Origin of the sequence: Escherichia sp. WS2035 (assembly GCF_046487065.1) — a bacterium.
GTDB lineage: Bacteria > Pseudomonadota > Gammaproteobacteria > Enterobacterales > Enterobacteriaceae > Escherichia > Escherichia coli.
The window spans coordinates 29,289-41,785 of the sequence record NZ_JBJQKD010000013.1 but is presented as its reverse complement, the minus strand read 5'-3'; the positions used below and the strand labels follow the sequence as shown (position 1 = coordinate 41,785).

At 48.8% G+C, this 12,497-nt stretch carries 14 protein-coding genes and 2 pseudogenes; 8 read left to right on the top strand and 8 right to left on the bottom strand.

All coding sequences use genetic code 11. The features are described from left to right. Positions 1-53: 53 nt before the first annotated feature. The 4 genes from tcyJ to ACJHX4_RS19480 all read right to left on the bottom strand — a co-directional run bounded on the left by tcyJ (position 54) and on the right by ACJHX4_RS19480 (position 3,471). Entirely contained in the window at positions 54-854 is an 801-nt protein-coding gene (tcyJ, locus tag ACJHX4_RS19495; protein WP_001296168.1) for a cystine ABC transporter substrate-binding protein, read from the bottom strand. A gap of 87 nt (positions 855-941) precedes the next feature. Beyond that, positions 942-1,493, bottom strand: a complete 552-nt coding sequence (fliZ, locus tag ACJHX4_RS19490) for a flagella biosynthesis regulatory protein FliZ (RefSeq protein WP_001296169.1) — start codon at positions 1,491-1,493, stop codon at positions 942-944. 45 nt (positions 1,494-1,538) lie between these two features. Continuing rightward, positions 1,539-2,258, bottom strand: a complete 720-nt coding sequence (gene fliA / locus ACJHX4_RS19485) for an RNA polymerase sigma factor FliA (protein ID WP_001087463.1) — start codon at positions 2,256-2,258, stop codon at positions 1,539-1,541. A gap of 163 nt (positions 2,259-2,421) precedes the next feature. Next, on the bottom strand, positions 2,422-3,471 hold the full coding sequence (locus ACJHX4_RS19480) for a flagellin FliC (protein ID WP_000079759.1): 1,050 nt from the start codon (positions 3,469-3,471) through the stop codon (positions 2,422-2,424). A 247-nt stretch (positions 3,472-3,718) separates the two neighbouring features. On the opposite strand from ACJHX4_RS19480, the gene fliD reads away from it, so the two are divergent. The 4 genes from fliD (at position 3,719) to amyA (ending at position 7,490) form a co-directional block, all read left to right on the top strand. Beyond that, a complete protein-coding gene (fliD, locus tag ACJHX4_RS19475) occupies positions 3,719-5,134 on the top strand; it encodes a flagellar filament capping protein FliD (protein WP_000146831.1) in 1,416 nt (471 codons plus the stop codon). Positions 5,135-5,149: 15 nt separating this feature from the next. Further along, the gene (gene fliS / locus ACJHX4_RS19470; protein WP_000270663.1) at positions 5,150-5,560 is read left to right on the top strand and encodes a flagellar export chaperone FliS; all 411 of its coding nucleotides are present in this window, start codon (positions 5,150-5,152) and stop codon (positions 5,558-5,560) included. Beyond that, positions 5,560-5,925, top strand: a complete 366-nt coding sequence (fliT, locus tag ACJHX4_RS19465) for a flagella biosynthesis regulatory protein FliT (RefSeq protein ID WP_001057839.1) — start codon at positions 5,560-5,562, stop codon at positions 5,923-5,925. Before fliS ends, fliT begins: the two co-directional genes overlap by 1 nt. Before the next feature lie 77 nt (positions 5,926-6,002). Then, positions 6,003-7,490 (top strand): alpha-amylase, encoded by a 1,488-nt coding sequence (gene amyA, locus ACJHX4_RS19460; RefSeq protein ID WP_001245699.1) that lies wholly within the window; start codon positions 6,003-6,005, stop codon positions 7,488-7,490. A 33-nt stretch (positions 7,491-7,523) separates the two neighbouring features. Here amyA and yedD read toward each other — a convergent pair whose 3' ends face one another. Next, positions 7,524-7,937: a lipoprotein YedD gene (yedD, locus tag ACJHX4_RS19455; RefSeq protein ID WP_001296171.1), complete on the bottom strand. Its 414-nt coding sequence runs from the start codon at positions 7,935-7,937 to the stop codon at positions 7,524-7,526. A 186-nt stretch (positions 7,938-8,123) separates the two neighbouring features. Here yedD and yedE point away from each other — a divergent pair, with 186 nt between their 5' ends. The 3 genes and pseudogenes from yedE to ACJHX4_RS19440 all read left to right on the top strand — a co-directional run. Further along, positions 8,124-9,329 (top strand): selenium metabolism membrane protein YedE/FdhT, encoded by a 1,206-nt coding sequence (gene yedE, locus ACJHX4_RS19450; RefSeq protein ID WP_000118897.1) that lies wholly within the window; start codon positions 8,124-8,126, stop codon positions 9,327-9,329. Next, the gene (yedF, locus tag ACJHX4_RS19445) at positions 9,326-9,559 is read left to right on the top strand and encodes a sulfurtransferase-like selenium metabolism protein YedF (RefSeq protein WP_000790504.1); all 234 of its coding nucleotides are present in this window, start codon (positions 9,326-9,328) and stop codon (positions 9,557-9,559) included. The genes yedE and yedF overlap by 4 nt, the downstream gene beginning before the upstream one ends. Positions 9,560-9,667: 108 nt before the next feature. Then, positions 9,668-10,093, top strand: a pseudogene (locus tag ACJHX4_RS19440) (SOS response-associated peptidase family protein); the annotation flags it as partial. On the opposite strand, the pseudogene ACJHX4_RS19435 reads toward ACJHX4_RS19440, so the two are convergent. After that, positions 10,086-10,376: pseudogene (locus tag ACJHX4_RS19435) on the bottom strand (helix-turn-helix domain-containing protein); the annotation flags it as partial. The pseudogenes ACJHX4_RS19440 and ACJHX4_RS19435 sit on opposite strands and share 8 nt — an antisense overlap. A 22-nt stretch (positions 10,377-10,398) precedes the next feature. Here ACJHX4_RS19435 and tnpA point away from each other — a divergent pair. Then, positions 10,399-10,923, top strand: coding sequence for an IS200/IS605 family transposase (tnpA, locus tag ACJHX4_RS19430; RefSeq protein ID WP_001347174.1), 525 nt, complete (start codon positions 10,399-10,401; stop codon positions 10,921-10,923). A 156-nt stretch (positions 10,924-11,079) separates the two neighbouring features. Here tnpA and ACJHX4_RS19425 read toward each other — a convergent pair whose 3' ends face one another. Both ACJHX4_RS19425 and ybcL read right to left on the bottom strand, forming a co-directional pair. Then, a complete protein-coding gene (locus ACJHX4_RS19425; RefSeq protein ID WP_000879824.1) occupies positions 11,080-11,877 on the bottom strand; it encodes a helix-turn-helix transcriptional regulator in 798 nt (265 codons plus the stop codon). 9 nt (positions 11,878-11,886) lie between these two features. After that, positions 11,887-12,438 carry a Raf kinase inhibitor-like protein YbcL gene (gene ybcL, locus ACJHX4_RS19420; RefSeq protein WP_001310919.1) on the bottom strand — a complete coding sequence of 184 codons (552 nt, stop codon included), beginning with the start codon at positions 12,436-12,438 and terminating at the stop codon, positions 11,887-11,889. Between the last annotated feature and the right edge of the window lie 59 nt (positions 12,439-12,497).

Here is a 12,497-nt window from a genome sequence, read left to right as displayed (position 1 = left end):
CGCGTAAATAAAAAAGGCGCTAGTGAAAGCGCCCTTTTTTGTCATTATGCTGATTATTTGGTCACATCAGCACCAAACCATTTTTCGGAAAGGGCTTGCAAAGTGCCATCTTTTTGCATTTCCGCAATTGCATCATTCACCGCTTTCAGCAGGTCTTCATTTCCTTTACGCAGCGCCACGCCAGACTCCTGACGAGAGAATGCTTCACCGGTTACTGCCAGCGTATCGTTGGTTTTCTTCACCAGATCCAGCGCCGCCAGACGATCAACGAGGATCGCATCGATACGGCCTACGCGCAGATCCTGATATTTGGTCGGGTCATCATCATAGGTACGCACATCGACGCCCTGAACATTCTGACGCAGCCACTCTTCATAGTTGGTGCCCAGACCGACACCCACTTTTTTGCCTTTCAGATCATCAGCCGTTTTAATGGTGCCTTCGTTGCCTTTTTTCACCAGCGCCTGAATACCAGAAATGGTGTACGGGGTAGAGAAATCGTATTTTTTCTTGCGCTCGTCAGAAATGGTGACCTGGTTAATCACCACATCAATGCGTTTAGAGTCCAGCGACGCCAGCATACCGTCCCATTTGGTCGGTTTTAGTGACGCCTCAACGCCAAGATGTTTTGCCAGTTGTTGGGCAAATTCCACTTCAAAACCGGTTAATTTGCCGTCATCCCCCTGAAAACTGAACGGCGGATAAGTTCCTTCCAGCCCTACCAGCAGCGTGCCGCGCTCTTTGACTTTATTAAGCAGACCTTCATCTGCAAAACTTTTAACGCTCATACCCGCAACCAGCGCCACGGCCATCACACCCATCAATGCCTGACGTCCCAGATGTGCTAATTTCATATTCACCCCGAATGTTGTTATGTCTGTTTGCAGTGTAGAGCCATTGTTTGTAAACACAAAAACAACTCCGCTACATCTTATTCTTATTTAATATATATCAGAAGCAGGCAGGCTGGAGGATTTCTGCACAAGTCCGGTACACGTTTGACGCTGATAGTGTTGATACTTCCGTAACGCGATGCGGTAATTGTTGGTGCTGGTGGAGGGCAGCCACGGGGCGAGGATTTCATCGAGGAAACCGTCCTGCAGCTGATCGAGGGAAATATTTTGCTCGTGTAGATGATTCCCCAAACGGCGCAGACGAACGACATATTCACGCACCGTACCAGGGCTCATTTCAGTTTGCTCAAAAAGAAATTGCTTAAAGCCGATAATATCGAAAAAATCACTCTGCGTTTTGCAATGTAAATCACCGCAAAATCGGCACAATGCCGCCCATGATTGTTGTTCCACTTGCCAGCCATTTTCATCAAGCAGCGTGTCCAGGCGGGAAATCTCGATTTTATTCACTATTTTGCCGTCGCGAACGAGGGTAATGCGATCGAGTAATTTACGGCAATGCGCGCAATGGGTCTGGCTGTGTTTAAAGTCTTTAAGATAGCGGCTTAATGGCCGTCTTTTCAGGTGCTGCACCATCATTAAGAACTCCTGGTAGTCAAAATTAAAGTGCGGCATTTACTGACGTTATAACTTACCCAGTTTAGTGCGTAACCGTTTAATAGCCTGGCTGTGTAACTGACTGACCCGCGATTCCCCGACCTCCAGCACCGCACCAATCTCTTTGAGATTCAGCTCTTCCTGATAATAGAGGGTTAATACCAGTTTTTCGCGCTCCGGCAACGTTTCGATGGCTTCCATCACCCGCTGGCGCAGATTATTGTCCAGCAGTTGTTGTAGCGGGTTTTCTCGCTGATGATCATCAGTAACCAGTTCGATGCTATCGCCGTGCTCTTCGCGCCACTCATCGTAGGAGAAGAGCTGGCTGTTATTGGTGTCGAGCAACATTTGGCGATAATCGGCAATATCGATCCCTAAACGTTCCGCTACCTCAGTTTCCGTGGCGTTGCGGCCAAGTTCCTGCTCCAGTTGCCCTATTGCCTGTGCCACTTCACGCGCGTTGCGTCGCACGCTGCGCGGCACCCAGTCACGGCTGCGAAGTTCATCCAGCATAGCGCCACGGATACGCTGCACTGCGTAAGTTGTAAATGCCGTTCCTTGTAGGGCGTCATAGCGTTCGACGGCATTAAGTAACCCAATGCCGCCCGCCTGTAGCAGATCGTCAAGTTCCACGCTCGCGGGCAGTCGAACCTGCAGGCGCAATGCTTCGTGACGCACCAGCGGGACATAACGCTGCCACAGCGAGTGTTTATCCATTACACCTTCAGCGGTATAGAGTGAATTCACGATAAACAGCCCTGCGTTATATGAGTTATCGGCATGATTATCCGTTTCTGCAGGGTTTTTAATCGGACGATTAGTGGGTGAAATGAGGGGTTATTTGGGGGTTACCGGTAAATTGCGGGCAGAAAAAACCCCGCCGTTGGCGGGGTCAGGCAGGTTAAGGCCATTAGCCTTGTAACAGAGACAGAACTTGCTGCGGTACCTGGTTGGCTTTAGACAGCACGGAGTTGCCCGCCTGCTGGATAATCTGCGCTTTCGACATGTTGGACACTTCGGTCGCATAGTCGGCGTCCTGAATACGGGACTGCGCTTCAGACAGGTTGGTGGTGGTGTTGTTCAGGTTGGTGACCGCAGAATCCAGACGGTTTTGAACGGCACCGAGGGAGGAGCGGAATTTGTCGACTTTAGCGATTGCGGCATCCAGTGCTTTTAACGGATCGGCTGTAGCGGCTCCCGCCACTTCCGCTGCACCAACAGTTACCGCCGCCGCCGTACCGGTAATGACTACAGTGGCTTCCATGTATTTACCGGTTGCAGAATCAACGACCGCATATTTAGTACTGTTAGACGCGGTGTCAGTGTAAGACAGTAAATTGACTTGTTTACCCCCAGCATCCTTGACATCCGCAGCAGCAATTGCTGTACCATCAGCAGCCGTCAGTTTCGCCGCGCTGAAATCCGCCATGCCGGACACGGTAAATCCTTTCAGATTCAAAGTGGTACTGTCGATTTGTTGCAAGCCAATGCTGATCGTCTGGTTATCATTGGCACCAATCTGAATCTTCATCGAATCGTTTTTCGACAGCACGTTCACACCGTTGAACTGGGTCTGACCAGATACACGGTCAATTTCATCAAGACGGGATTTGATTTCGTCCTGAATAGAAGACAGGTCGGAATCAGAGTTCGTGCCGGTAGAGGCCTGAACGGTCAGTTCACGAATACGCTGCAAGTTGTTGTTAATCTCTGACAGCGCGCCTTCAGCCGTCTGCGCCAGAGAAATACCGTCGTTGGCGTTACGTGCGGCCTGAGTCAGACCTTTGATGTTAGAAGTAAAGCGGTTAGCAATCGCCTGGCCCGCGGCGTCATCTTTAGCGCTGTTAATACGCAGACCAGAAGAGAGGCGCTCGATAGAAGTCGACAGCGCAGACTGGTTTTTGTTGATGTTGTTCTGAGTGATCAGCGAGAGGCTGTTGGTATTAATGACTTGTGCCATAATTCATTTTCCTGTTTTCAAGTCTACGGTTTAAGTATTGGGCTTCCACCCTTCGGCTTCGTCGCCGTCAACCCTGTTATCGTCTGGTCACTCACAACCTTTAGAATTTTTTTCTAGCGGTCGAAATACTCCCCTTCCTCGTTGCTGTTCGTGCCATTAAGGCAAAAAATAAATCGTAAACTTTACCCCGCTTACGCCGATAACCCCGGTATTCGTTCTATACACGTCGCATGATTAAGGAAACTATATGGCTAGTATTTCAACGCTTGGGGTTGGGTCGGGGCTGGACTTAAGCAGCATCCTTGACAGTCTGGAGGCGGCAGAAAAATCTACCCTGACGCCGATATCAAAACAGCAAAGCTCTTACACCGCGAAACTGAGCGCCTACGGGACGCTGAAAAGTGCACTAGAGAGTTTCCAGACAGCCAACACAGCACTGAATAAAGCCGATTTATTTACCGCCACCTCAACCACCAGCAGTTCATCGGCTTTCAGCGCCACCACCACGGGCAGCGCGATTGCTGGGAAATACACCATTAGCGTTAGCCAACTGGCGCAGGCACAGACGCTGACAACAAAAAATAGTCAAAAAGACAGTAAAGCCGCCATCGCCACCAGCGATAGCGTACTGACCATCCAACAAGGCGGCGGTAAAGATCCGGTCACGATTGATATCAGCGCGGGTAACTCGTCACTTTCCGGCATTCGCGATGCCATTAACAACGCCAAAGCTGGTGTCAGCGCCAGTATCATCAATGTGGGAAACGGCGAATATCGTCTGTCCATCACCGCTAACGATACGGGCAGCAATAACGCTATGAAACTTAGCGTCAGCGGCGACAGCGCCCTGGAAAGTTTTATGGGTTACAACGGAACGCCGGGTGATAGCAGCAATGGCATGATTGAAAGCGTCACCGCGCAAAACGCCAAACTGACAGTCAATAACGTTGAGATTGAAAACAGCAGTAACACTATCAGCGACTCACTGGAAGATATCACCCTCAACCTGAATGACGTCACCACCGGTAATCAGACACTGACCATCAGTAAAGACACATCCAAAGCTGAAAATGCGGTTAAAGCGTGGGTGGATGCCTATAACACATTGCAGGATACATTCAGCAGCTTAACCAAATACACCGCTGTCGATGCCGGAGCTGAAAGTCAGGACTCCAGTAATGGCGCATTACTCGGTGACTCCACACTGCGTACCATCCAGACTCAGCTTAAAACCTTGCTCGCCAATACTCACAGCAGTTCAAACTATAAAACGCTGGCACAGATTGGCATTACCAGCGATGCCAGTACCGGCAAGCTGGAAATCGCGACCGACAAACTGCAAACGGCGCTAAAAAATGATGCCGCTGGTATCGGTGAAATGTTTATAGGTGACGGCAAAAGTACTGGGGTAACCACCGGCATTAGTAGCAACCTGACCAGTTGGCTCTCTTCCACCGGGATAATCCAGGCAGCAAAAGATGGCGTCAGCAAAACGCTGAATAATTTGACCGACCAGTACAACGCAGCCAGTGAACGTATCGATACCTTAATGACGCGCTATAAAGCCCAGTTCACCCAATTAGATGTGTTAATGAACTCGCTGAACTCCACTAGTAGCTATCTGACACAGCAGTTCGACACCTCAAATAGCAACTCGAAATAATCTTCAGGAGAGACTATGTACGCGGCAAAAGGCACCCAGGCCTATGCACAAATTGGCGTCGAAAGCGCCGTAATGAGCGCCAGCCAACAGCAGTTGGTCACCATGCTATTTGATGGAGTGTTGAGCGCACTGGTTAGAGCGCGCCTGTTTATGCAGGACAACAATCAGCAAGGCAAAGGCGTCTCTTTGTCAAAAGCGATCAACATCATTGAGAACGGACTGCGGGTGAGTCTTGATGAAGAGAGCAAAGACGAACTAACCCAAAACTTGATTGCTCTTTATAGCTATATGGTCAGGCGTTTGCTGCAAGCCAATTTACGCAACGATGTCTCCGCAGTCGAAGAAGTGGAAGCATTAATGCGCAATATTGCCGATGCCTGGAAAGAGTCTTTACTCTCCCCTTCTTTGATTCAGGACCCAGTCTGATGAACAATGCACCGCATTTGTATTTCGCCTGGCAACAACTCGTCGAAAAAAGCCAGCTCATGTTACGCCTGGCAACGGAAGAACAATGGGACGAACTCATCGCCAGCGAAATGGCGTATGTGAATGCGGTGCAGGAGATCGCACACCTGACTGAAGAGGTTGCCCCGTCCACTACGATGCAGGAGCAGCTCCGCCCGATGCTGCGCCTGATTCTCGACAACGAAAGCAAGATAAAGCAGTTATTACAGATTCGGATGGATGAACTGGCGAAACTGGTCGGTCAGTCATCGGTGCAAAAATCGGTGTTAAGTGCCTATGGCGATCAGGGCGGCTTTGTGCTGGCTCCGCAGGATAACCTCTTTTGAATCTTAATGAGCCGATGGCTCGCGAATAATCCGATTACGGCTACGCTTCTAATATTCCCCTTGAATGGAGTCGAAGAATGCGTAATCCCACGCTGTTACAATGTTTTCACTGGTATTACCCGGAAGGCGGTAAGCTCTGGCCTGAACTGGCCGAGCGCGCAGACGGTTTTAATGATATTGGTATCAATATGGTCTGGTTGCCGCCCGCCTATAAAGGCGCATCGGGCGGCTATTCGGTCGGCTACGACTCCTATGATTTATTTGATCTAGGTGAGTTTGATCAGAAAGGCAGCATCCCTACTAAATATGGTGATAAAGCACAACTGCTGGCCGCCATTGACGCCCTGAAACGTAATGACATTGCGGTGCTGCTGGACGTGGTAGTCAACCACAAAATGGGCGCGGATGAAAAAGAAGCTATTCGCGTGCAGCGTGTAAATGCTGATGACCGTACGCAAATTGACGAAGAAATCATTGAGTGTGAAGGCTGGACGCGTTACACCTTCCCCGCTCGTGCCGGGCAATACTCGCAGTTTATCTGGGATTTCAAATGTTTTAGCGGTATCGACCATATCGAAAACCCTGATGAAGATGGCATTTTTAAAATTGTTAACGACTATACCGGAGAAGGCTGGAACGATCAGGTTGATGATGAACTCGGTAATTTCGATTATCTGATGGGGGAGAATATCGATTTTCGCAATCATGCCGTGACGGAAGAGATTAAATACTGGGCGCGCTGGGTGATGGAACAAACGCAATGCGACGGCTTTCGTCTTGATGCGGTCAAACATATTCCGGCATGGTTTTATAAAGAGTGGATCGAACACGTACAGGAAGTTGCGCCAAAGCCGTTGTTTATTGTGGCTGAATACTGGTCGCATGAAGTCGATAAACTGCAAACGTATATTGATCAGGTGGAAGGCAAAACCATGCTGTTTGATGCGCCGCTGCAGATGAAATTCCATGAAGCATCGCGCATGGGTCGCGACTACGACATGACGCAGATCTTCACTGGGACGCTGGTGGAAGCCGATCCTTTTCACGCCGTAACCCTCGTTGCCAACCACGACACCCAACCGTTGCAAGCCCTCGAAGCCCCCGTCGAACCGTGGTTTAAACCGCTGGCGTATGCCTTAATTTTGTTGCGGGAAAATGGCGTTCCTTCGGTGTTCTATCCGGACCTCTACGGTGCACATTACGAAGATGTCGGTGGTGACGGGCAAACCTATCCGATAGATATGCCAATAATCGAACAGCTTGATGAGTTAATTCTCGCCCGTCAGCGTTTCGCCCACGGTGTACAGACGTTATTTTTCGACCATCCGAACTGCATTGCCTTTAGCCGCAGTGGCACCGACGAATATCCCGGCTGCGTGGTGGTCATGTCGAACGGAGATGATGGCGAAAAAACCATTCATCTGGGAGAGAATTACGGCAATAAAACCTGGCGCGATTTTCTGGGGAACCGGCAAGAGAGCGTAGTGACAGACGAAAACGGCGAAGCGACCTTCTTTTGCAACGGCGGCAGCGTCAGCGTGTGGGTTATCGAAGAGGTGATTTAAATCCATCCCCGGCGGCAAGCCGGGGAGATTTCATTACGGCAGTGGCGTCGGTAACGGCGCTTTATCCAGCGCGGCGGCACACTCTGCCGTCGGGCGATCCACACGCTCCATCGTCATACCATCGTACTCAATGGTGTTACCGTCACGCTCAACCTCGTACAGCTCACGTTTTACGGTAACGTTAGTGAGATCATCAGACATCAATGTCAACTTACCCGGCACGGCAATCACCCGCTGCCACTGACGGCAATCCAGGGTATCGCCCTCTTTAGTGACAATGAGGCTGCCTATCGCTTCCGGACTGACCAACGCACGTTGCGGCCCTTTGGTCTGCCAGTAACCCGTCAGCCAGTCCGGCGCGGGGGTTTTCACGACATTGTTATAGTTTTCGACTTCGGCACAGCCCGCCAGCAACATGAGCGCACCTGCAATTGCGAGTTTTTTCATCATTCGTCCTGCATGAGAAGAAAAGAGGATTGTGGCATTAAAGCCCTGATGTCGCCAGCCTTTCCAGGTTCAGAGAGAAATTTGATCTAACCATTATTTTTGTGAATTATTACCCCGAAAATAAATTTGCATGGTGTATGATTCGCGACTCTTGTTTCAAACCTTCTGAGTTCAGAGGCTACATTCATGTCATGGCAGCAATTCAAACACGCCTGGTTGATTAAATTCTGGGCGCCCATCCCCGCGGTCATCGCGGCGGGTATTCTCTCCACTTACTATTTTGGCATCACTGGCACCTTTTGGGCAGTCACGGGTGAATTTACCCGTTGGGGCGGTCAGCTCCTGCAGTTGTTCGGCGTCCATGCTGAAGAGTGGGGTTATTTTAAAATTATCCATCTGGAAGGATCGCCATTAACCCGCATCGACGGAATGATGATCCTCGGTATGTTTGGCGGCTGTTTTGCCGCAGCGCTGTGGGCCAACAATGTCAAACTGCGCATGCCGCGCAGCCGTATCCGCATTATGCAGGCCATCATTGGCGGTATTATCGCCGGTTTTGGCGCACGTCTGGCAATGGGCTGTAACCTGGCGGCGTTCTTTACCGGAATTCCACAGTTCTCGCTGCACGCCTGGTTCTTTGCCATCGCCACTGCCATTGGTTCATGGTTTGGCGCGCGCTTTACCCTTCTGCCCATCTTCCGTATTCCCGTGAAAATGCAGAAAGTTTCTGCTGCCTCACCGTTGACGCAAAAACCGGATCAGGCGCGGCGTCGTTTTCGTCTCGGGATGCTGGTCTTTTTCGGCATGCTGGGCTGGGCGCTGCTGACGGCGATGAACCAGCCCAAACTGGGGCTGGCAATGCTGTTTGGCGTCGGCTTTGGTTTACTGATTGAACGTGCGCAAATCTGCTTTACTTCGGCGTTCCGCGATATGTGGATCACCGGACGTACCCATATGGCGAAAGCAATCATTATCGGTATGGCGGTAAGTGCCATCGGGATCTTCAGTTACGTACAGTTAGGCGTTGAACCCAAAATCATGTGGGCGGGACCAAACGCGGTAATTGGTGGTTTACTGTTTGGTTTTGGCATCGTGCTGGCAGGCGGCTGCGAAACCGGCTGGATGTACCGCGCGGTAGAAGGCCAGGTGCACTACTGGTGGGTCGGTCTGGGCAACGTGATCGGCTCAACGATTCTGGCGTACTACTGGGATGATTTCGCTCCGGCGCTGGCCACCGACTGGGACAAAATCAACCTGCTGAAAACCTTTGGCCCGATGGGCGGCCTGCTGGTGACATATTTGCTGTTGTTTGCTGCTCTAATGTTGATTATTGGCTGGGAAAAACGCTTCTTCCGCCGTGCGGCACCGCAGACTGCTAAGGAGATCGCATGAAAAATATCGTTCCTGATTACCGTCTTGATATGGTGGGTGAACCCTGCCCTTATCCGGCAGTCGCAACCCTTGAGGCGATGCCGCAGTTAAAAAAAGGGGAGATCCTGGAAGTGGTGAGCGACTGTCCGCAGTCGATCAATAATATTCCACTGGATGCGCGTAATCACGGCTATACGGTGCTGGATATTCAGCAAGACGGGCCGACCATTCGTTATTTAATTCAGAAGTAATCCCTCATTCCCGCTGTGGCCCACAGCGGGAACATCGTTACCTCTCTATCACATAGATTTTACCCGCCCTCTCTCCTATTCTTTTCAGTGTGCTCTCAGGAGGTTTCTATGTGTGGACGCTTTGCCCAATCCCAAACGCGTGAAGATTACCTCGCGTTTCTCGCGGAAGATATTGAACGCGATATTCCCTACGATCCCGAACCTATTGGCAGATACAACGTCGCGCCGGGAACCAAAGTCCTTCTGCTCAGTGAACGTGATGAACACCTTCATCTGGATCCGGTTTTCTGGGGATATGCTCCCGGATGGTGGGATAAACCGCCGCTGATTAACGCCCGCGTAGAAACTGCCGCAACCAGTCACATGTTTAAACCGCTCTGGCAACATGGTCGGGCAATCTGTTTTGCCGATGGCTGGTTTGAGTGGAAAAAAGAAGGCGACAAAAAGCAGCCTTATTTTATCTATCGTGCTGATGGACAAGCTGTTTTTATAGCCGCGATAGGTAGCACACCGTTTGAGCGTGGTGACGAAGCCGGAAGAAGTTTTTGTAAGCCCGCTCAGGGTCTTTCAGTGACTGTTGCAATGGCTGTGAGGGCGAATCTTTAAGCCATTGCGTTTCAGTGGCATTTTTCCACTCAACCAACCAGGAAGCCATTTTCCCGTAAGGGATGTATTTATTACCGGCCTCATGATTCTCATTCTGAAGCGCCAGAGCACGATTGAAAACGAAACGACATGCGCCTGCGAAGCGCCTCATTCCACGCTCCTGTTGACCACCTGGTCTTAACCGGAATTTGAATGCCTGTAGTCGTTTCATGGGCCAAATCATACTTTGGCCTATGAAAAAAGAAACCGATATCCGACGCGGAAGGCATTGTGTTTTCCTGAAGCATGTTCACCTGGTCTTCGTTACTAAATACCGACGTCAGATTTTTGACCATGACGCGACAGAAAAACTACGCACTTACTTTTCAAATGTATGTGCTGATTTTGAAGCTGAACGGGTTGAAATGGATGGCGGACCAGATCACGTCCATTTGTTAATTAACTATCCTCCCAAACTGGCGATATCCAGTCTGGTAAACAGCCTCAAAGGCGTATCGAGTAGGTTACTGCGACGAGATCGACCAGATATTGCAGTCAGGTATTACGACAAAGGCGTTTTGTGGAGTCCTGGCTATTTTGTCAGTAGCTGCATCTTAACGTATCAACTAGATTTAATAACAACGATATCCGTACCTAACCGGATATCTAATGTCATAAGCATCCCTTTAATTATCCCCTCAACCTCTTGTAACTTTCCCACTCTTGAGCTCCACATAGTCCAAACGCCGGATGCAAAAAAATCACACGTGCATTTCTGAAATTGTGATGGAGGAAGATAGTATCAATTATATGTGCTTAGAAACGTCCCCGATTAGCGCAGAAGTCACCGGATTGTTCAGACTCCAATAGGTTGAGTATGCCGTATTTATTTTCCAAAATAAAAATCGATGCTGTTGCTCCTTCATAAAATACTTTTACTCTCTGGACGCTTTTCTTAGCTCTCTTGGTGTTATCTTAAAACGATTATGGAACCTTTCAGTAAAACGAGAAGGACACTTGTAACCATTTTCCCTGGCAATCTCGCTGATGGGTTTTACTGTCGTTTGTATAGCAGACAACGCATTATTTAACCTCACGTCGTCCAATATACTTTGAAAACTTACTCCCTCGCTTGCCAGACGGCGATGCAATGTGGAAACAGAAATGTAGAGATATCTCGCTACCTTGTTTGCTGTCCATTTTGTTCCAGGTTCGGATAGCATTAGGTTATAACAACGACTTATTAATGATTGTTTACTATCTGATAAAAGTAAACAATTAACATGATGTGCTCCTAATGAAAGTAGAACGCCCATTGCTAAGTGTTCCTGAATTTGCGTTGAGAAGCCTCGGGAAATAGATGTTTTTAGTTGCTCCCAACAATATATTAACTCGGGGTTCTGAGGTAAGCAGAAACCTGTCGTGTTACGAATTTGATCAGTTATCGCATAAAATTTTTGAAACTTTTCAATTAGATCAATGGGATAACAAAGCATTTCTGCAAGATAAAGACCTGCTTCTGGATAATTCGCAATATAAAATTCATATCCACAGGGAAATAATATTATCTGATTATTATCAACAGTTAGACTATGCGTCTCCCAATTGATAACTTTTTTTCCCTGACGGATACGACATAAAGCTGGCATAAGAGGCTTAACCCTGTGAATCTCATGATGTTTATGCATCCGTATTTCTTCAATCTTTAGGTTAGTCTTATCTTTTGCCAGCATACTCTTACCCTACTTTATCTCATAAACTGGTGTTATCTCAGCGGTTGCAATTTTATTGGCATTAAGCATATAACCAACTAACGCTCCGCTGGAATTAGAATCCACAGGAATTTTATCAGTTTTTAGAGCCCATACTTTAAACTGGTAATGATGGGGTTTATCTCCTTTGGGAGGACATGCTCCACCAAATCCTGCATAACCAAAATCATTTCGGCCTTGAACAGCACCAGTCGGAAGTTTTGTACCATCACGTCTTCCTGCATCAGCGGGCAAATATGTTACAGTTGCTGGAATATTAGCAACAGTCCAGTGCCACCATCCACTGCCTGTAGGAGCATCTGGATCATACACAGTTACGGCAAAGCTTTTGGTGCCTTCAGGAGCACCAGACCAGGTTAATGAGGGCGATGTATTACCACCTTCACACCCAAATCCAGAAAATACATGAGACGTTGTAAGTTGCTCTCCTGTTTTTATTTCATTACTAGTGACCTGAAATGCTGCGGCCTGCGCAGAAAATGTTATGAATGCCAATACACTTGAAACGATAAGTTTTTTCATAAAAACCTCATTGTTGTGACCTATCGTTATTTTATTTGATGTGCCTTGATCTCATTATG